15 protein-coding genes are annotated in these 18616 nt (G+C 47.4%); 12 read left to right on the top strand and 3 right to left on the bottom strand.

The features are described from left to right. Position 1 precedes the first annotated feature (1 nt). A complete protein-coding gene (locus tag DW183_RS02065) occupies positions 2–2458 on the top strand; it encodes a beta-glucosidase (protein WP_118280414.1) in 2457 nt (818 codons plus the stop codon). Here DW183_RS02065 and DW183_RS02060 read toward each other — a convergent pair. After that, a complete protein-coding gene (locus tag DW183_RS02060) occupies positions 2455–2748 on the bottom strand; it encodes a PilZ domain-containing protein (protein WP_118280413.1) in 294 nt (97 codons plus the stop codon). The genes DW183_RS02065 and DW183_RS02060 overlap by 4 nt on opposite strands. A gap of 110 nt (positions 2749–2858) precedes the next feature. On the opposite strand from DW183_RS02060, the gene DW183_RS02055 reads away from it, so the two are divergent. Beyond that, positions 2859–3695: an exodeoxyribonuclease III gene (locus tag DW183_RS02055; protein ID WP_243069490.1), complete on the top strand. Its 837-nt coding sequence runs from the start codon at positions 2859–2861 to the stop codon at positions 3693–3695. 137 nt (positions 3696–3832) lie between these two features. Here DW183_RS02055 and DW183_RS02050 read toward each other — a convergent pair whose 3' ends face one another. Then, positions 3833–4681: a bacteriohemerythrin gene (locus tag DW183_RS02050; protein ID WP_118280412.1), complete on the bottom strand. Its 849-nt coding sequence runs from the start codon at positions 4679–4681 to the stop codon at positions 3833–3835. Between the two features lie 183 nt (positions 4682–4864). Between DW183_RS02050 and DW183_RS02045 the strand changes: the two genes are divergently transcribed. The 5 genes from DW183_RS02045 to DW183_RS02025 all read left to right on the top strand — a co-directional run bounded on the left by DW183_RS02045 (position 4865) and on the right by DW183_RS02025 (position 12973). Beyond that, complete coding sequence (locus tag DW183_RS02045) at positions 4865–6445, top strand: glucose-6-phosphate isomerase (protein ID WP_118280411.1); 1581 nt, start codon at positions 4865–4867, stop codon at positions 6443–6445. Positions 6446–6545: 100 nt separating this feature from the next. Next, positions 6546–8888, top strand: a complete 2343-nt coding sequence (feoB, locus tag DW183_RS02040; protein WP_118280696.1) for a ferrous iron transport protein B — start codon at positions 6546–6548, stop codon at positions 8886–8888. Positions 8889–8909: 21 nt separating this feature from the next. After that, positions 8910–9584 carry a trimeric intracellular cation channel family protein gene (locus tag DW183_RS02035; RefSeq protein WP_118280410.1) on the top strand — a complete coding sequence of 225 codons (675 nt, stop codon included), beginning with the start codon at positions 8910–8912 and terminating at the stop codon, positions 9582–9584. A gap of 49 nt (positions 9585–9633) precedes the next feature. Next, positions 9634–11844 (top strand): SulP family inorganic anion transporter, encoded by a 2211-nt coding sequence (locus tag DW183_RS02030; RefSeq protein WP_118280409.1) that lies wholly within the window; start codon positions 9634–9636, stop codon positions 11842–11844. After that, a complete protein-coding gene (locus tag DW183_RS02025; protein WP_118280408.1) occupies positions 11771–12973 on the top strand; it encodes a class I SAM-dependent rRNA methyltransferase in 1203 nt (400 codons plus the stop codon). Before DW183_RS02030 ends, DW183_RS02025 begins: the two co-directional genes overlap by 74 nt. Positions 12974–13027: 54 nt before the next feature. Here DW183_RS02025 and DW183_RS02020 read toward each other — a convergent pair whose 3' ends face one another. Next, a complete protein-coding gene (locus DW183_RS02020; protein WP_118280407.1) occupies positions 13028–14347 on the bottom strand; it encodes a methyl-accepting chemotaxis protein in 1320 nt (439 codons plus the stop codon). A 122-nt stretch (positions 14348–14469) separates the two neighbouring features. On the opposite strand from DW183_RS02020, the gene DW183_RS02015 reads away from it, so the two are divergent. From DW183_RS02015 to DW183_RS01995, 5 genes are all read left to right on the top strand, one after another. Beyond that, positions 14470–15246, top strand: coding sequence for an SDR family NAD(P)-dependent oxidoreductase (locus DW183_RS02015; protein WP_118280406.1), 777 nt, complete (start codon positions 14470–14472; stop codon positions 15244–15246). Positions 15247–15351: 105 nt separating this feature from the next. Next, positions 15352–16023 (top strand): YoaK family protein, encoded by a 672-nt coding sequence (locus DW183_RS02010; RefSeq protein ID WP_118280405.1) that lies wholly within the window; start codon positions 15352–15354, stop codon positions 16021–16023. Positions 16024–16133: 110 nt separating this feature from the next. Beyond that, positions 16134–17660, top strand: a complete 1527-nt coding sequence (locus DW183_RS02005) for a Y-family DNA polymerase (RefSeq protein WP_118280404.1) — start codon at positions 16134–16136, stop codon at positions 17658–17660. Next, positions 17657–18091, top strand: coding sequence for a hypothetical protein (locus DW183_RS02000; protein WP_118280403.1), 435 nt, complete (start codon positions 17657–17659; stop codon positions 18089–18091). Before DW183_RS02005 ends, DW183_RS02000 begins: the two co-directional genes overlap by 4 nt. A gap of 77 nt (positions 18092–18168) precedes the next feature. Continuing rightward, positions 18169–18609, top strand: a complete 441-nt coding sequence (locus DW183_RS01995) for a GatB/YqeY domain-containing protein (RefSeq protein ID WP_118280402.1) — start codon at positions 18169–18171, stop codon at positions 18607–18609. Positions 18610–18616: the final 7 nt, after the last annotated feature.

Genomic DNA, 18616 nt, shown 5'->3' with positions numbered 1-18616 from the left:
AATGAAGAAATTTCAGTCGTTTGGAGTTCTTACACCAGAGGAATCAGAGCGTGAAAAAAAGCATAAGTCACTTGCCAGAAGAGCAGCGGCAGAGGGATATGTTTTGCTGAAAAATGAAGGCCTTCTGCCTTTGCAGAATAAAAATATCGCCCTATATGGAGCAGGCAGCAGGCGTACAGTGAAAGGAGGTTCCGGTAGTGGCGATGTCTACGAGCGCCATAGCGTGACCATCGAGGAAGGCTTAAAAAATGCCGGATTTACCTTCCCGACGACTCTGTGGATGGAGCGTTTTGAAAAAAAGTATCAGGAAGATATTGCGGAGTGGGAGGCGATGGTAGAAGAAAAGATAAAAGGTTTCTCACCAGTGCAATCCATGAAAATGTTTGATGTGATCCATGAATATCAGAAACCGAATCCAGCGTGTACGCCGATATTGGAAGATGAACTGAGTGACGAGACAGATACCGCTATTTATGTATTATCCAGACAGGCGGGCGAAGGCGGTGACAGACGCTATGAGAAGGGGGATTATCTTTTGTCGGAGGTGGAAGAAGAAAGTATTCGTCTTCTGTCTGCACATTATAAAAAACTTGTGCTGGTTTTAAATTGTGGCAGTGTGATAGATCTGTCCATTTTGGATCAGGTACGGATTGATGCCGTTATTTTCTATGCGCAAGGTGGTATGGAAGGTGGAAATGCCCTTGCGGATATTTTGACCGGAAAGGTAAATCCATGTGGAAAACTTACAGACACATGGGCATATCACTATGATGATTATCCATGCGCCGATACGTTTGGCTATCGCAATGGGGATGTGTCACAGGAAGATTACCGGGAAGATATTTATGTGGGATATCGTTATTTTGATGCCTTTTCTATTCATCCGCGTTTTCCGTTTGGTTTTGGTTTGTCCTATACAACTTTTTCTATGGGAAGAAAGGCTGTTCTGGTAGATGGAAGTAAGGTTACAGTAGATGTTTCTGTTAAAAATACCGGTAAATATGCCGGACGTGAGGTGGTTCAGTTATATTTGCAAAAACCACAGATGGTGCAAGGAGTAGAGGAGAAGTCACTGGCGGCATTTGCAAAGACCGGATGTCTGCAGCCGGGGGAGACAGAACTGGTTACTACAACTTTTGATGTCTGTGATCTTGCGGTTTATGATGAGAAAAAAGAAATGTTTGTCCTGCCGCAGGGCGAGTATGGAGTTCTGTTGGGAACGCATGCAGGAGCGGTCAGCCCTGTGGCGGTATTGACGCTTTCAGAAGATGTGGTTGTGGAGCAGGTGTCTGCCGTACATCCATTTGCACGTTCTTATGAACGTATGCAACCGGAACAAGGCAAGCGTGTTTACGAAGAAAGTCTTACCCGTTACGCGATGCAGGTGGATCCGAGGAGAAGAAAAGAGAAGACACAGGCAAACCCTTATCAGAAGCGAGTAGAGGAACTTTTGCGAAATTTAACAATTTCCGACCGTATCAGATTGGTCACTGGCGGTGGATACAGCATGAAATGCTACAACAATGTCATGGGGGCGGCAGGAAGAACCTGCACCAAATTATTAAAAAAAGGCGTCCCTAATATTGTTATGTCAGATGGTCCGGCAGGACTGAACGTTGTGCCGTGTACTGCGATCGCAAAAGACGGCACACCGCGTTTCCCGGATGGCGTACGTGTAGATTGGCGCTGGGGATGGATAAAAAAGCACGAGGAAATGATTAAACATCTTCCGGGAAAATATCAAAAGGTATATCGTTATATGACTGCCTGGCCGAGTGAAACACTTCTTGCGCAGAGTTTTGATATTGATTTACTGGAGGAAGTGGGACAAGCCATTGGCAGGGAGATGAAGGAAATAGGTATTTCTATATGGCTTGCGCCAGGCTTGAATATTCACAGAAATCCGCTGTGTGGAAGAAACTTTGAGTATTATTCAGAGGATCCGCTGGTATCCGGAAAGATGGCGGCAGCGGTGACAAGAGGCGTGCAGTCCGTAGGAGGCGTCGGCGTTTCTGTCAAGCATTTCTGTTGCAATAATCAGGAAGATAATCGTATGGAAATGTCCTCCAATGTCACACAAAGAGCCCTGCGTGAGATTTATCTTCGGGCGTTTCGTATTGCGATTGAAGAGGGAGACCCATGGACGATCATGAGTTCTTATAATCGTGTGAATGGTCTGCATGTCTGCAATAACAAAGAACTTTTAACGGATGTCTTACGTGGAGAATGGGGATATCAGGGGCTGGTCATGAGTGACTGGACAGCGACAAATCAGTGTTCCCATGCCAAGGCAATCAATGCAGGAAATGACTTGATCATGCCGGGCGATAAATCTGTCTGGAAGGCGTTAGAACAGGCAAAAAAAGAAGGACTCCTGCAAGAGGATGCCTTACAGCAATCCTGTGAAAGAGTCCTGACCTTAATCTTGAAGAGTGAAACCTGTAAAGATTTTCGCTAGGTCTGTGCATTTGCATTTTCAGCAACGATCTGATAAACACTGATCTTAAACTGCTGTTCCGGTGTAATGCCGACAAAGCAGCAGCCGTATTGAATAGAGTCATCGATACATTCGGCACGGATGACTTCAATAATGGTTTGGATACTTTCTTTGTTTTCAAGTGTTATATTGGCATCATAGTAGGTGCCGAGTTTGAATTGGTAGTCGGATTTGAAAGCCATGCCCGTTGTGGAAATATCTACGACATTGACATCAACGGCAGTTGGCTGATCCGCACTGTTCTCTATCATACCATAAAAAGCAGAAAAAATGCAGAGATTAAGCGGATACTTTTCGGTTGATTCGTGTGGCTTGACGTGATAGAGTAGTCATAAAAGATTGAGGACGAGAGGAAGATGGCATGATAAAGTTTATTTCATGGAATATTGATTCTTTAAACGCGGCACTGACATCAACATCGGCAAGAGCAGAACTTTCCAGAGCCGTATTAGACACCATAAAAGGGGAAAATGCAGACATTATTGCCATACAGGAGACAAAACTGCCTGCAACCGGAATGACAGACAAGCATAAGGAAGCATTGGCTTTCTATTTCCCGGACTATCAGGTGGAGTGGGTCAGTTCCGTACCGCCAGCCAGAAAGGGCTACGCGGGTACCATGGTTTTATACAAAAAGTCCCTGCAGGCACAGATGAGTGCACCGGCGATCGGCGCACCGGATACCATGGATGCGGAGGGAAGAATCCTTTGTCTGGAATTTGAGGATTTTTACTTTGTAAATGTTTATACACCGAATGCGGGAGACGGCTTGAAACGCCTTGCAGACAGGCAAAAATGGGATGCCTGTTATGCAGATTATCTGAGTGGGCTGGATCAAAAGAAACCGGTCATTGCCTGTGGTGATTTTAACGTGGCACATGAGGAGATCGACTTGGCGAACCCGGACGGCAATCATATGTCTGCGGGCTTTACAGATGAGGAGCGAGAAGGCTTTTCCCATCTGCTTGCCAAAGGTTTTGTTGATTCTTTCCGTTATCTGCATGGCAATGTGGAAAAGGTCTATTCCTGGTGGGCGCAGAGGGTCAAGACCAGCAAGATCAACAACTCCGGATGGAGAATTGATTATTTTCTGGTCAGTGACAGGATCAAGGATGGAATCCTAAGATCCGAAATGCTGGATTCAGGCGCCAGACAGGATCATACACCACTGGTACTGGAGATGGAAGAAAGTAAGTGATAAGCATATATAGGGTAGGGAGGTGCAAAAAACAGCGCAGGCAGCGAAGATTACCGCTTTAGGCAAGAAAACAAACCGCCCGGTGTCCTAAAAGACGCCAGACGGTCTGTTTTATATTTGAAAGATCCTATCTGCAATTAAATGTCCGTTGCAGATAAGTGCTGTGTTCTTATATAGTCACCGATCTTTTTGTCGGAACCAAGGATGTGATTGGATAACCATGCCAGAAGAAAATCGATCAGATTGATCAGATATTCCTGCTGGTTGTCGTCCATGGCATCCAGTTCGGACAGATCGATCTCTACCAGACGCTCTACAAAAGCAGAATGGGCGCGCTTTTGTGCCTCAAACCCCGGATAGGAGATCTGCTCCATCAGGGCTTCCTCATCACTGAAATGAAACTCGGTGTATTGCCTTAATTCGGCAAGCAGGCGCATGATCTCATCGTACTTGTCATGAAGCAATTCTTCGTGGATCAGATCGTTGACTTCACGGATGATGGCAAACAACTGCTTGTGTTCGTTGTCTACCAGTTCGATACCGGTCTTGTACTTGTCTGTAAAGGCAAAAGGATCTTCGGTCGGCTCCGGTTTTTGACACATTTTGCCGATCATGATATCACTGCTTAAGATATGATGATAGAGCCAGCGTACCAGATAGGTCAGCAGATCATTTAAGGATGTGCGGGCGGCTTCCGGTGAGGATGTATCCAGTACAAAGGTATTCATCTTTTCTGTAAAAGCCGTATGTTCCTTGCGCTGTAAGGGCAGTTCCGGGTCGTTGATGCTCTCCATGTAGGCTTCCTCATGGGCAAAATGTGTGGCAGCGTATTCCTTTAAACGAGGCAGAAGGCTGTCGGCGATGGTTGTGACATCCTCGGTGTGCGCTGCGAGATCGATCGCCTCGTTGATCATTTGGAACAATCTGCGGTGTTCGTTATCAATTTCTTCTATATGTATCATGCAATCTTCTGTAAATTCGTACATAAGAAACCTCCTTCCATAGATACCACAATCATAGCACAGAAACTTGGGGAATCAAAGGAAACTATCGAAAATATACGAAAAAAATTCCATTTTATCGTTTGGTCTGTGCCTTGAACTGAGAGACATTTAATAGTATAATTTTTTCGATTGTTAGAGTAGATGCATGAGTGAGGAGGAAATTTTATGACACAGTGGAAAAACTTAGATACCCTTGCTTCTTTTGGTGAGTTGGCAAAGGTTCAAAAAGTAAATTTAGTAGAGGCTATGTCCGGACAGAACGGAGCAGATCGTGTAAAGAAATACAGCGTTCCGATGGCAGAAGGTCTTACATATAACTATGCAGCAAAACAGGTTGACGATCAGGTGATCGACGCACTGGAAAAACTGGCAGCAGAGGCAGAACTTTCTGACAAATTTGCAGAATTATACAATGGTGCCGTGATCAATACCGGGGAGAACCGTCTGGTTCTGCATCATTTGACCAGAGGTCAGTTGGGAGATACTGTTACCGCAGACGGCGTGGACAAGAGAGCCTTTTATGTAGAGCAGCAGCAGCGTATCGCTGATTTTGCCAACAAGGTACACAGTGGCGAGATCACCAATGCCGCAGGCGAGAAATTTACGACAGTAGTCCAGATCGGTATCGGTGGTAGTGACTTGGGCCCGCGTGCTATGTATCTGGCACTGGAGAACTGGGCAAAGAAGAACAAAACCTTCAAGATGGAAGCCAAGTTCATCAGCAATGTAGACCCGGATGATGCAGCAGCCGTACTGGCATCTGTTGATGTAGCACATTCGATTTTTGTTCTCGTGTCAAAATCAGGCACGACTTTAGAGACACTGACAAATGAGTCATTCGTCAAGGATGCATTGGCAAAGGCAGGACTCGACGCATCCCGTCATATGATCGCCGTTACCAGTGAGACATCACCGCTTGCCAAGAGTGATGATTATCTGGCAGCCTTCTTTATGGACGATTACATCGGTGGACGTTATTCTTCTACCTCTGCCGTAGGCGGAGCCGTACTTTCACTGGCATTCGGACCGGAAGTTTTTGCAGCATTCTTAGACGGTGCAGCAGCAGAGGACAAACTTTCAGCCAATGCTAATGTCAGAGAAAACCCTGCTATGTTAGATGCCTTGATCGGGGTTTATGAGAGAAATATCTTGGGCTATCCTGCAACCGCAGTCCTTCCGTATTCACAGGCGCTCAGCCGTTTTCCTGCACACTTGCAGCAGGCAGATATGGAGTCCAACGGTAAGTCAGTCAATCGTTTTGGAGAGCCGGTAGATTATGTGACCGGACCGGTACTCTTTGGTGAACCGGGAACCAATGGCCAGCATTCTTTCTATCAGTTGCTCCATCAGGGAACCGATATCGTGCCATTGCAGTTCATCGGCTTTAAGAATAGCCAGATCGGTACAGATGTTGTGATTCAGGACAGCACAAGCCAGCAGAAACTTTGTGCCAATGTCGCAGCACAGATTGTTGCATTTGCATGTGGTAAAGCAGATGACAACCGTAACAAGAATTTTGAGGGCGGTCGTCCATCCAGCATCATCATTGGAGATCAGTTGAACCCACAGGCACTTGGCGCTTTGCTTGCACACTTTGAAAACAAGATCATGTTCCAGGGATTCCTTTGGAATGTCAACAGTTTCGACCAGGAAGGAGTACAACTTGGCAAAGTTCTGGCAAAACGTGTTCTGGCTCATGAGACAGACGGCGCATTAAAAGAATTTAGTGATCTTTTGAACATTTAATTTTACAGAAAAATGTGATAGTATAAGGCGACGAGGTTTCGTTGCAAGAAAAGGGCATCCTCGAAATGAGGGTGCCTTTTTAGACGAAGAGGATGAAATGATGACATTAAAAGAACTAGAGATAGGACAGAGTGCAATCATTACGCGTGTGGGCGGAGAGGGTGCTCTGCGGCAACATTTTTTGGATATGGGAGTCATCCCGGGAGCAGAGATTACTTTGATCAAATATGCACCGATGGGAGATCCTATGGAATTTCAGGTGCATGGCTACGAATTGACCTTGCGTTTGGATGACGCAGCGCAGATTGATGTGGAACTGATTGCTGCAAGAGCACGCAGCCACGAAGGAACAAGTGATATCAATAAATCTGTTCATCCGGGTCTTGGTGAGGAAGGCAAGTATCATAGCAAGGGCGATGGGGATCCATTACCGGATAGCGAAGACCTGACCTTTGCTTTGGTGGGAAACCAGAATTGTGGCAAGACGACACTGTTCAATCAGTTGACAGGTTCCAACCAGCATATCGGAAATTTTCCGGGGGTAACCGTAGATCGTAAAGATGGTCCGATTCGAGGACAGGCGCATACGAAAGTAACAGATCTGCCGGGAATTTATTCTATGTCTCCTTATAGCAGTGAGGAAATTGTTTCGCGTAACTTTGTATTAGAGGAACATCCAAAGGCAATCATCAATATTGTGGACGCGACAAATATCGAGAGAAATCTTTATCTTACGATGCAGTTGCTGGAGATGGACATACCGACTGTTGTGGCGCTTAACATGATGGACGAGATGACGGGAAATGGCGGTTCTATTGATGTAAATCACATGGAAGAAATGCTTGGAGTTCCAGTGGTTCCAATCTCGGCAGCAAAAAATGAGGGGGTGGATGAACTGGTGCGCCATGCCATGCACATCGCGAAATATCAGGAGAAGCCGGGAAGACAGGATTTTTGTGATGAAAATGATTTTGGTGGGTCTGTACATCGCTGCATTCATGCCATCTGTCATTTGATCGATGATCATGCGAAAGCGGCAGAGATCCCGGTGCGTTTTGCAGCAGCAAAGATTATCGAGGGCGATGCTCTGATCATGGAACGCCTGAAATTGGATGACAATGAAAAAGAAGCGATTGAGCACTTGATCCTTCAGATGGAAAAAGAGCGTGGTATCGACCGGAGCGCTGCTATTGCCGATATGCGATTTACCTTTATCGAAAAGGTATGCGAGCAGACGGTAGTTAAGCCAAAAGAAAGCAAAGAGCGTATCCGAAGCCAGAAGATTGACCGCATACTGACCGGAAAATACACGGCAATTCCTTGCTTCTTTGGCATTATGCTTCTGGTATTTTATCTGACTTTTAATGTGATCGGTGCATGGCTGCAAAATTTGCTGGAACTTGGCATATCACAATTATCCGATGCGACAGAACAACTGATGATCGCGGCAGATGTTAATGAAGTATTGCGAGGGCTGGTCATCGATGGCATTTTTACCGGTGTGGGAAGTGTCTTGAGTTTCCTGCCGATCATTGTAACCCTCTTCTTCTTCCTTTCTTTGATGGAGGACAGTGGCTACATTGCCAGAGTTGCCTTTGTCATGGATAAACTGCTTCGGAAAATCGGTCTGTCAGGCAGAAGTATCGTCCCAATGCTGCTCGGATTTGGATGTACGGTTCCGGCACTTATGTCAACAAGAACACTTCCGAGTGAGAGGGATCGTAAGATGACCATTTTGTTGACACCATTTATGAGTTGCTCTGCAAAACTGCCGATTTATTCTTTCCTGATCAGTGCCTTTTTCCCGGGACATGGAGCCTTGATCATGATGGGATTATATATACTTGGAATTGCTGTTGGCATTCTTGTGGCACTTGGTTACCGCAAGACGCTGTTTAAAGGAGAGGCAGTGCCATTTGTCATGGAACTGCCGAATTATCGTCTTCCGGGAGCAAAAAATGTGTTGCAACTCTTATGGGAAAAAGCCAAGGATTTTATCCAGAAGGCTTTTACTGTAATCTTCATGGCAACCATCTGTATATGGTTCCTTCGCAGTTTCAGCCCGCACTTTAGCCTTGTACAAGATTCAAAGGACAGTATACTTGCCATGATCGCAAGCGTGTTAGTGCCAATCTTTAAACCACTTGGTCTGGGAGATTGGAGGATCTGTGTTTCCCTGATCAGCGGATTTATGGCAAAAGAAAGCGTGGTATCTACACTGGAAGTGCTTTTTGGCGGTGCGATGCAGCAGTTTATGACACCACTTGCAGCTATGTGTCTGCTTGTATTTAGTTTATTATACACACCGTGTGTTGCTGCAATTGCATCTATTCGTCGGGAATTAGGACGCAAGTGGGCATGGGGCGTTGTTATCTGGCAATGCGTGATTGCCTGGCTCGTTGCCTATGCGGTAAATCTAATCGGCGGATTTATATTAGGATAAAAGAACAGGGAGAATGACGATATGAATATAGATCTTTTGATTGAGATCATGAACCTGATCGGGGATGTGGCATTTGCCGTGTCCGGGGCAATGACCGCGATCGAGAAGCGGATGGATATTTTTGGCGTCTGTGTCCTTAGCATTGTAACGACTGTAGGCGGGGGCATGACCAGGGATGTTTTGCTTGGCATTCTGCCACCAATCGCTTTGCAAGATCCACTGGATATCGGTGTGGCGACGGTTGTTGCCTGCATTGTCTTTATCTGGGCGGCACGAAAGAAGCATCTGGATCAGAGCCAGAGCCCTATCACGGCAAATATGCTCAATATTTCCGATGCGATAGGGCTTGGTATTTTTACGGTCATTGGTATCAATGTGGCGCAGAGTCATCTGGAAGATGCACATGCTTTTATCCTGATCGTTGTTGGTGTGATCACCGGTGTCGGTGGAGGTGCCCTGCGAGATGTGCTGAGCGGTTCCATTCCTTATATTTTTAAAAAGCATGTCTATGCCATGGCATCTGCCGTAGGCGCGATCGCCTATGTGGTCATGGATGATCTGGTGGGCGTAGCATGGGCGACTATTCTCTGTGCGATCTTAGTGATTGCGATCCGGCTTCTGGCAGCCTATTATCGGTGGAACCTGCCGCGGATCCATGAGATCGAGGAGGAAATCGGAAGCAACACAGAACCGTGATCTTTGGAAGGGGAGAAGATAGGACATAAAGTGAGAGGTGATATGGCGGATGAAGATACAGTTGGCACAGACACTGAGAGATTATGACAAGAAAAACTTGCCCAAGGATATGTTTGCGGGGCTGATCATTATGGCAGTTTCTATCCCGATATCCATGGGATATGCGCAGATTGCGGGCTTGCCCGCAGTTTACGGCTTGTATGGATCGGTATTCCCTATTCTTCTGTTTGCCCTCTTTTCCACATCGCCCCAGTTCATTTTTGGCGTGGATGCGGCTCCGGCGGCATTGGTCGGATCGGCGTTGCTTGGTATGGGGATAGAAAGTGGATCGGCAGAGGCGATGTCTGTCGTTCCGGTACTTACCTTCTGGGTAGCGGTATGGCTCTTAGTATTCTCTCTGCTTGGAGCCGGCAAATTGGTCAATTACATCTCAGCACCGGTCATGGGTGGTTTTATCACGGGTATCTGTACCACGATCATTCTGATGCAGGCACCGAAACTCTTGGGAGGAAGTGCAGGGACAGGTGAGTTGCCGGAATTGCTCTTGCATTTATGGGAAAGCCTGCCGGGATTGAATGTGCCGTCTCTGCTCTTGGGACTTCTGGCACTGTGTATCCTTTTGCTATCCAAGAAGATCATGCCAAAGTTTCCTATGGCAGTGGTCTTGATGGCGCTTGGCGTTTTGCTGTCTAAGTATCTGCCTTTGCAGACCTGGGGGATCGCCACTTTATCAGCGGTAGAGCCGGGTATGCCAGAATGGAGCCTGCCGGATCTTTCCGCAGTGCCTTTTGTGGATGCCATGACCATCAGTTTATCGGTTGCTGTCGTTATCATGGCAGAGACCCTTTTGGCAGAAAATTCTTTTGCCGGAAAGAACGGTTACCGGATTGATGACAACCGGGAGATCTTTGCCTTTTTTATGGGTAATTCTGTGGCGGCTCTGACCGGCTGTTGTCCGATGAACGGATCGGTTTCCAGAACTGCCATGGGAGAACAATATCAGGCTAAGACCCAGTTGACAGGGATTGTCGCAGGGCTATCCATGATCGTTCTTCTGCTGTGCGGAACCGGTTTTATCGGTTATCTGCCGGTGCCTATCTTGACGGCAATCGTGATCTCTGCCCTGCTTGGCGCGACGGAGTTTGATCTGGCGGCAAGACTGTGGGAGGTCAGTCGGACGGAGTTCTTTATTTTTGTCGGTGCTTTTGTCGGCGTTTTGCTGCTGGGTACGATCAACGGCGTTTTGATCGGTATGATCCTTTCTTTTTCTGAAATGATCATCCGTACCTCCAAACCGGCAAGGTGCTTTCTGGGTATCCAGCCGGGGCACAAACATTTCCGGGATCTGACGGAGAGCGACCAGATCCATGCTGTTTCCGGTGTCTTGATCTACCGCTTTAGCAGTAATCTCTTTTTTGCCAATATCGCGGTCTTGGAGCAGGACATTACAGACCATATCACGCCGGAGACAAGGGCAGTGATCTTGGATGCCAGCGGTGTCGGCAGCCTTGATATTACCGCGGCAGACCGACTGGGAATTTTGTACCATAAATTAAAGGAAGAAAATATCCGTTTTTACATGACAGAGCACATTGCCGGTGTCAATGACCAGTTGCGCAAATTGGGACTGGGCTACATGATCGAGGAAGGAGCCGTCCGGCGCACCATCCATATTGCCCTAAAGGATATGGGCTATCAACGTCCTTATCCCTTGGAAGGCGGCGTGGATAATGAGGAGCGCAGTGCTTCGCGCAAGCGGGCAGACAACCGTGTGCAGGAATTTGTCTGGGCGTTTGGCAAGGAGAGCGAAGAACAGATCGAAAAACAGATTGCTCTACAGATTGAACAGTTGAAGCAGACAGGCGATGTCGAGGAACTTTTGCATGGCAGGTGGAGTCATATGGAAGCCTTGGATGAGGATGAGTGGTTGGAACATCTGGAGGAACATCTAAAGGAGATCGTTAATATTTCCGGTAAAGATGAGGAAACTTTAGCAGCCCGTCTGGAAACTCACAGACAGGAAGTGCATGACCGCATTGCCCTAGAGCATCCGGAACTGGCGGAACGTTTTAAGGAGCGCAGACATTTGCTGGACGATCATCTGAAAGAAAGACGACCGGAAGTATATGAAGTGGTCGTTCGGATGCGCCAGAAGAAAGAACAGGAAAAAGAGATAGGAGAAAAGTATGGCAGAAGCAGTAGTAACACTGAAAAAAGGGGAAGGAAGAAGCCTGAAGGCGGGCGGACTCTGGATCTATGATAATGAGATCGACACCATCATGGGAACTTTTACCAATGGTGATATTGTACTGGTACATGACTTTGACGGATATATCATGGGACGTGGTTATATCAACCAGAATTCCAAGATCCGCATCCGCATGATGACAAGAGAACCGGATCAGTTGATTGATGAAGATTTTCTGCGGCGGCGTGTGGAAAATGCATGGCAGTACCGCAAGGATACGGTGGATACTTCCTCCTGTCGTCTGATCTTTGGCGAGGCAGACTTTTTGCCGGGATTGGTCGTGGATAAATATGAGGATGTCCTGGTGGTCGAGTCGCTGGCGCTGGGGATCGACCGCATGAAAGAGACTATCGTCGGGCTTTTGAAGGAGACACTGGCAAAAGACGGAATCATGATCCGCGGTGTCTATGAACGAAGCGATGCCAAGGTGCGGCTCAAAGAAGGGCTTCCGCGTGTCAAGGGCTTTATCGGGGAGCCTTTTGCCACCAATGTGGAAATTGTGGAAAATGGTGTACACTACATGGTGGACCTTGTGGACGGACAAAAGACGGGCTTCTTTTTGGATCAGAAGTACAACCGTCTTGCTATGCAGCGCATCTGTCAGGGCAAGACCGTCTTAGACTGCTTTACCCATATGGGAACTTTTGCCCTGAATGCCGGGATAGCCGGAGCCAAGGAAGTCACAGGGCTGGATATTTCCGAGTTTGCCATAGAACAGGCAAGAGCCAATGCAGTTCTCAATCATCTGGAAGATCGTGTAAAGTTTCGCTGTGCCAATGTCCTGGATGAATTGCCGCGTCTGGCAAATGAGGGGGCAAAGTATGATGTGGTGATCTTGGATCCGCCTGCCTTTACCAAGTCAAGAGAGGCGACAAAGAATGCCATCAAGGGCTATCGTGAGATCAACATGAAAGGCATGAAACTGGTCAAAAATGGCGGTTATCTGGCAACTTGTTCCTGCTCCCACTTTATGACACAGGAACTTCTGGCAAAGACCATCAAGGAGGCAGCCAAGGCAACCCACAAGCGTCTGCGGCAGGTGGAATTTCGCACCCAGAGCCCGGATCATCCGATCCTGTGGGCGGCAGATGAATCTTATTATCTGAAGTTCTTCATCTTCCAAGTTGTAGATGAGAGATAGACATAAAAAGAGTAGGCAATCAAATGCCTACTCTTTTATGGTTCTAAAATAAATTTACTGCTGACCTCTGACACTCTTGATGAGGTTGACGCCTTCTTCCTTTCCCTTGCTGATCTGTGTAGCAAAGGATACCAGTTCGTCGGATACCTTGATGATGCGGTCCGTCTCGCGCTCATTGGCAAGAGCGATATTGTGAAAGTGTTCCATATTCTTGCCGGTAATCTCGGCATTGTTGGCATTTTCCTCTGCGGAGGATGCCAGATTGTTTACAGTGTTTTCGATACGGTTCTTGTGATCGCCTAACTCAGTGATCTCGGTATCAATATCAGAGATAGACTGGGTTACCAGATTGATCTCCTCGTTCAACTGACCAAAGATATCCTTTGTCTCGTTGATCTTTTCGTTTTGCTTTGCAAAGGAATCGGTAACTTTCTCGGTAATCTCTACGCTGACATTGGCATTGCTCAAAAGTTCATTGACAATCGTATTGATCTGCTCGGTAGAAGACTTGGATTGATCGGCAAGCGCGCGGATCTCGTCAGCAACAACGGCAAATCCCTTGCCAGCATCGCCCGCTCTGGCAGCCTCGATACTGGCATTCAGTGCCAAAAGGTTGGTCTGTGCGGAAATATCTGCGATCAGTTCTGTAGCGGTACGAATCTGCTGGGTGGACTGGTTGGTAAGTTCTGTCTGCTGGCGCACCTGCTCAATGGCCTGACCGCTTTCCTCACTGTTGAGGATCAGTTCGCGGATGATGGTCTCTGCGGCTTCGTTGCAGGAACGAACCTTGTCAGCAGAAGCATTGAGGGCAGCGACATTGGCTACGATCTTGTCGATCGCATCGCCGATCGCGTTGATCTTGTCCTGCATATCCAGTGTGCTGTCTGCCTGTGCGCCGGTATTGTCAACGATGGATGTAATGGCTGACTCGGTATCGGTCATGGCATCGGACATCTCACCGGAGATCTGTTTGAAACTCTCGGAAACAGCGGCAAGTTCTTGTGTTGCACTGGAGATCTGTGTTACCATAGTAGCAAGACCAAGGGTATTGCTCTGGATGGTACGGACAGCCTCGCCGAGTGCATCGTCGCGCTGTGCAAATTTTTTAAATTTCTCTTTTTGCTTTTCGGATTCTGCCGGTGCTTCCTTACCACGGATAGCGGCTAAGAAAGGGTGCAGGAGCGAAAGGATAAAAGAGGTCAGCAGTCCGAAGATAGCGGCGATGACGATGATCTGTATGATCATGGCAACCAGTGTATTCAGGAAACCATGAGATAAGAGTTCAAATAAAATAATCTCAAAGGCAAGCATCAGTACTAAAAATCCTATGAGGGGTTTGAGTAGTTTGGCTATAAGATTTTTTTTGTTGTCCATAGGGAATACTCCTTCATATATAAATATCCATTATTATAGTTTCTATTATTATAGCGTGAAAAATGTCATTTTTCAACGGAATTGTGATAATAGACAGATGTGGAAAAGAAAGGTGGCTAGGTATGAAAAAGAAGCAGAAAACAGTATGGATCACGGGTGCAAGTTCCGGTATTGGACTGGCATTTGCCAAAGCATATGCGAAAAAGGGATATCGCCTGATCTTAACAGCAAGAAGACAGGGGCGTCTGGAAAAATTAGCAGAAAATTTAGGAGTTCCCTGTCGGATTGAGACGGCAGATCTTTTCAAAGAGAAAGAGTGCTATCGTGTCTGTGAAATTTTAAAAGAGGAGACCATAGATATTTTTATCAATAATGCCGGATTGGGAAACTGCGGCGATTTTGCCAGGACAGATCTTTCCAAGGATATGGATATGATCCGTGTCAATGTCGAGGCTATGCATATCTTATGTAAGGAAGTCCTGCGCCAGATGCAGGTCAAGGGCAAGGGAACCATCCTCAATGTGGCATCGTCTGCCGGACTTTTGCCGGGGGGCCCTTATATGGCAACCTATTATGCGACCAAGGCATATGTTGTCAGTCTGACAAAAAGTATTGCAGAGGAACAGCGGGAGAAAAAAAGCGGTGTTTATGTCTGCGCGCTCTGTCCGGGACCTGTAGATACAGAGTTTAATGCGCGGGCGAATGTTGTTTTTGCCCTGCCCGGTATCACGGCAGACCAGTGTGTAGCGGAAGCCCTGCGGGGGATGCGCCTGCGCCGTACCATCATCGTGCCGACCTTTATGATACGCATAGGTGCAGTCTTGCAGCGTCTGGTGCCTGATTTTATCATGCTGCCACTGGTGGCAAGCCGACAGAAGTCAAAAATACGCATTCGTTGAGATGGACATCGGTGTGGCATTGCAAAAAAAGAAAAAAGGGGTACAATTCTTAGCGAGAAGTATTGTAGAGGGCATATATTTATTTAAAATAGAAGAGGCAGGATGATGGAAGAAAAAAAGAAACAAAAGATGCAGACGTCGGAGACCTTTCTTTTGAGTGCGATCTTAGCGGTGTCGGGAGGCTTTCAGGATGCTTATACCTACAATGTGCGCGGGGAGGTCTTTTCCAATGCACAAACCGGAAACGTGGTACTCATGAGCCAGCACTTTTTGATGGGAGATTGGTATAAGGCACTGCATTATCTATTCCCGATCGTGGCATTTGCCTTTGGTGTTCTGGTGGCAGAGCAGATCGGGCATAAATACAAATATGCCAAACACATCCACTGGCGTCAGATCATTGTTGTGATCGAAATGACCCTGCTTTTTGTTGTGGGATTTATCCCGGCAAAATATAATATGGCGGCGAATATGATCGTTTCCTTTGCCTGCTCCATGCAGGTGCAGACCTTCCGTAAGGTGCACGGATACGGCTATGCCAGCACCATGTGTATCGGTAATCTGCGCAGTGGAACCGAGAGTCTGTCTGTCTATCTGCGTGACCACCAGAAGGGAGCCTTGAAAAAGGCGGCGCATTATTATGGAATCATCCTGATCTTTGCGCTGGGCGCAGGATTGGGCGGTATCTGCTCCCTGCATTGGGGCATGAAAGCCATCTGGGTATCCAGTGCGCTTTTGCTTGGTACCTTCCTTATGATGGTAAAGGAACGTCGATAATGATATTGAACATATGTTCGAAATGTGTTATCATACATAAAACAAAGAAATTAGGGCATTTGCTATAACAAGTGCCTTTTTTCGTATCAAATTATAAAGGGGGGATAGGCTTGGCTGAGGATAGAATCTATATTGCGATCGATCTGAAATCCTTCTTTGCATCGGTGGAGTGCAGGGAGCGGGATCTGGATCCTTTGAATACGAATCTGGTCGTGGCAGATGCTGCCCGCACGGAAAAGACCATCTGCCTAGCGGTCACACCCTCACTCAAGTCCTATGGTATTCCCGGCAGAGCCCGCCTTTTTGAAGTCGTACAGCGTGTGCGGCAGGAAAATCAAAAGCGGGCAGCGGCAGCACCGGGGCACCGCTTGGAGGGCACTTCCTATTCACATGACGATCTGCAAAAGGATCCATCCCTTGCGATTGATTATCTGATCGCCCCGCCACGGATGGCACTCTACATGGAATACAGCACCCGGATCTACCATATCTATCTGCAATATGTCGCCCCGGAGGATATTCATGTCTACTCCATTGATGAGGTCATGATGGATGTGACTGCCTATCTGCGCACTTATGGCATGAGTGCCAGAGATCTGGCACGCAAGATGATACAGGATGTCTTGGAGGAGACCGGCATTACGGCGACCGCCGGGATCGGCACCAATCTCTATCTCTGCAAGATCGCTATGGATATTGTGGCAAAGCATGTGGAGGCAGATGCGGACGGTGTGCGCATGGCGGAATTGGATGAGATGTCTTACCGCAGGCTTTTATGGGATCACAGACCCCTGACAGACTTCTGGCGGGTCGGCGCGGGTTATGCGCGCAAACTGGAGGCGAGCGGCATCTACACCATGGGGGATGTGGCACGCTGTTCCATCGGGCGGGAGGATAACTTTTATAATGAAGACCTCTTGTACCGGATGTTCGGTATCAATGCGGAACTTCTGATCGACCATGCCTGGGGCTATGAATCCTGCACGATGGACATGATCAAGTCCTACCGCCCGACCACCAACAGCCTTTGTTCGGGACAGGTTCTGCAGTGTCCTTATGATTTTACCAAGACCCGACTGGTCGTACAGGAAATGATCGATCTGCAGGTCTTGGATCTGGTAGATAAGGGACTGGTGACAGATCAGGTCGTCCTCACGATCGGCTATGATATCGAAAACCTGACAGATCCCAAGCGGCGCAAGGCATATCGCGGAGAGGTCACCATTGACCGCTATGGCAGATCTGTGCCCAAACACGCACACGGTACTGCCAATCTGGGCAGGCACACATCCTCGACCCGGCTGGTGACAGAAAAGGTTTTAGCACTTTATGACCGCATTGTGGATCCGGCACTCCTGGTACGCCGGATCAATCTCTCGGTCAATCATCTGATACCGGAGGCGGATGCCCGGGAAGATCAGACCTACGAGCAGTTGGATCTCTTTACCGATTACCGGCAGAAGGAAGCCGAAGATCAGCAGGAAAAAAAGGATCTGGAACGTGAGAAAAATATCCAGCATGCCATGATCGATATTAAGAAAAAATATGGCAAAAACGCCATCTTAAAAGGCATGAATCTGCGAGAGGGCGCGACGGCAAAAGACCGCAACCGCCAGATCGGAGGGCACAGGGCATGATGCAGAGAAAAAGTAAGGACTACAGTGATATCATAAATCTGCCACATCCGGTATCAAAGAAGCATCCGCAGATGTCTTTATATGATCGGGCGGCACAGTTTTCGCCTTTTTCTGCCCTGACCGGACATGAGGCGGCGATTGCGGAGACCGGGCGTTTGACAGATGAGAGAACTGAACTTGACGAGGATGCTAAGGAACGTCTGGATGAGAAATTGCAATATCTTTTGTTCCGTTTACAGGTGTGTGGATCTGAGGGACTGCCCATCCGTGTGACCTATTTTGTACCGGATGAGAAGAAAGAGGGTGGCGCTTATCAGGAATATATCGGCAGTCTCAAACGTCTGGATGCCTATGCGCGTGCTCTGATCTTTAGCGATGCTACAGAGATTTCTTTAGACGCCGTCTATGATATTGCCGAAGATACAAAATAAGCATTTGCATGCAGACAGGCTGTGCTATAATAGGTAGCAGTAATGTTTTTATAAAAGCAGGAAAGAAGGAATACAGCATGAGTAAAATGAAAGAATTACAGGACGCGATGATCGCAGCAATGAAAGCAAAGGATAAGTTTCGTAAGGATGCGATCTCTGTTTTGGTATCCGCTGCAAAAAAGAGCGGTATTGATGCAGGATGCCGTGAGGATATCCCGGATGACATGGTCAATACAGCCATCTTAAAAGAGTTAAAGTCTTGCAAGGAACAGATCGACACCTGCCCGGAGAGCAGAGAAGACCTCTTGGAAGAATATAAGAAGCGCTATGAGATCATGAGTGAATTTGCACCAAAGCAGATGGATGCAGAGGAGATCAAGGCATACTTGCAGGAGAAGTTTGCAGACGTGATCGCCACAGGCAACAAGGGACAGATCATGAAGGCTGTCATGGCTGACTTAAAAGGCAAGGCAGATGGCAAGCTCATAAATGGCATTGTCGCAGAATTGATGAAGTAGAGGATTG

The sequence above is a fragment of the Roseburia sp. AM16-25 genome, from assembly GCF_003473825.1.
Classification (GTDB): domain Bacteria; phylum Bacillota; class Clostridia; order Lachnospirales; family Lachnospiraceae; genus Pararoseburia; species Pararoseburia lenta.
This window is presented reverse-complemented; position numbering and strand designations above follow the sequence as displayed.

Coding starts and splice junctions, on each gene's coding strand:
- DW183_RS02030 (WP_118280409.1), top strand. CDS start 9,634: ATGAAGATACAGTTGGCACAGACACTGAGAGATTATGACAAGAAAAAC.
- DW183_RS01995 (WP_118280402.1), top strand. CDS start 18,169: ATGAGTAAAATGAAAGAATTACAGGACGCGATGATCGCAGCAATGAAA.
- DW183_RS02055 (WP_243069490.1), top strand. CDS start 2,859: ATGATAAAGTTTATTTCATGGAATATTGATTCTTTAAACGCGGCACTG.
- DW183_RS02020 (WP_118280407.1), bottom strand. CDS start 14,347: ATGGACAACAAAAAAAATCTTATAGCCAAACTACTCAAACCCCTCATA.
- DW183_RS02000 (WP_118280403.1), top strand. CDS start 17,657: ATGATGCAGAGAAAAAGTAAGGACTACAGTGATATCATAAATCTGCCA.
- DW183_RS02065 (WP_118280414.1), top strand. CDS start 2: ATGAAGAAATTTCAGTCGTTTGGAGTTCTTACACCAGAGGAATCAGAG.
- DW183_RS02060 (WP_118280413.1), bottom strand. CDS start 2,748: ATGATAGAGAACAGTGCGGATCAGCCAACTGCCGTTGATGTCAATGTC.
- DW183_RS02015 (WP_118280406.1), top strand. CDS start 14,470: ATGAAAAAGAAGCAGAAAACAGTATGGATCACGGGTGCAAGTTCCGGT.
- DW183_RS02045 (WP_118280411.1), top strand. CDS start 4,865: ATGACACAGTGGAAAAACTTAGATACCCTTGCTTCTTTTGGTGAGTTG.
- DW183_RS02025 (WP_118280408.1), top strand. CDS start 11,771: ATGGCAGAAGCAGTAGTAACACTGAAAAAAGGGGAAGGAAGAAGCCTG.
- feoB (WP_118280696.1), top strand. CDS start 6,546: ATGACATTAAAAGAACTAGAGATAGGACAGAGTGCAATCATTACGCGT.
- DW183_RS02035 (WP_118280410.1), top strand. CDS start 8,910: ATGAATATAGATCTTTTGATTGAGATCATGAACCTGATCGGGGATGTG.
- DW183_RS02010 (WP_118280405.1), top strand. CDS start 15,352: ATGGAAGAAAAAAAGAAACAAAAGATGCAGACGTCGGAGACCTTTCTT.
- DW183_RS02050 (WP_118280412.1), bottom strand. CDS start 4,681: ATGTACGAATTTACAGAAGATTGCATGATACATATAGAAGAAATTGAT.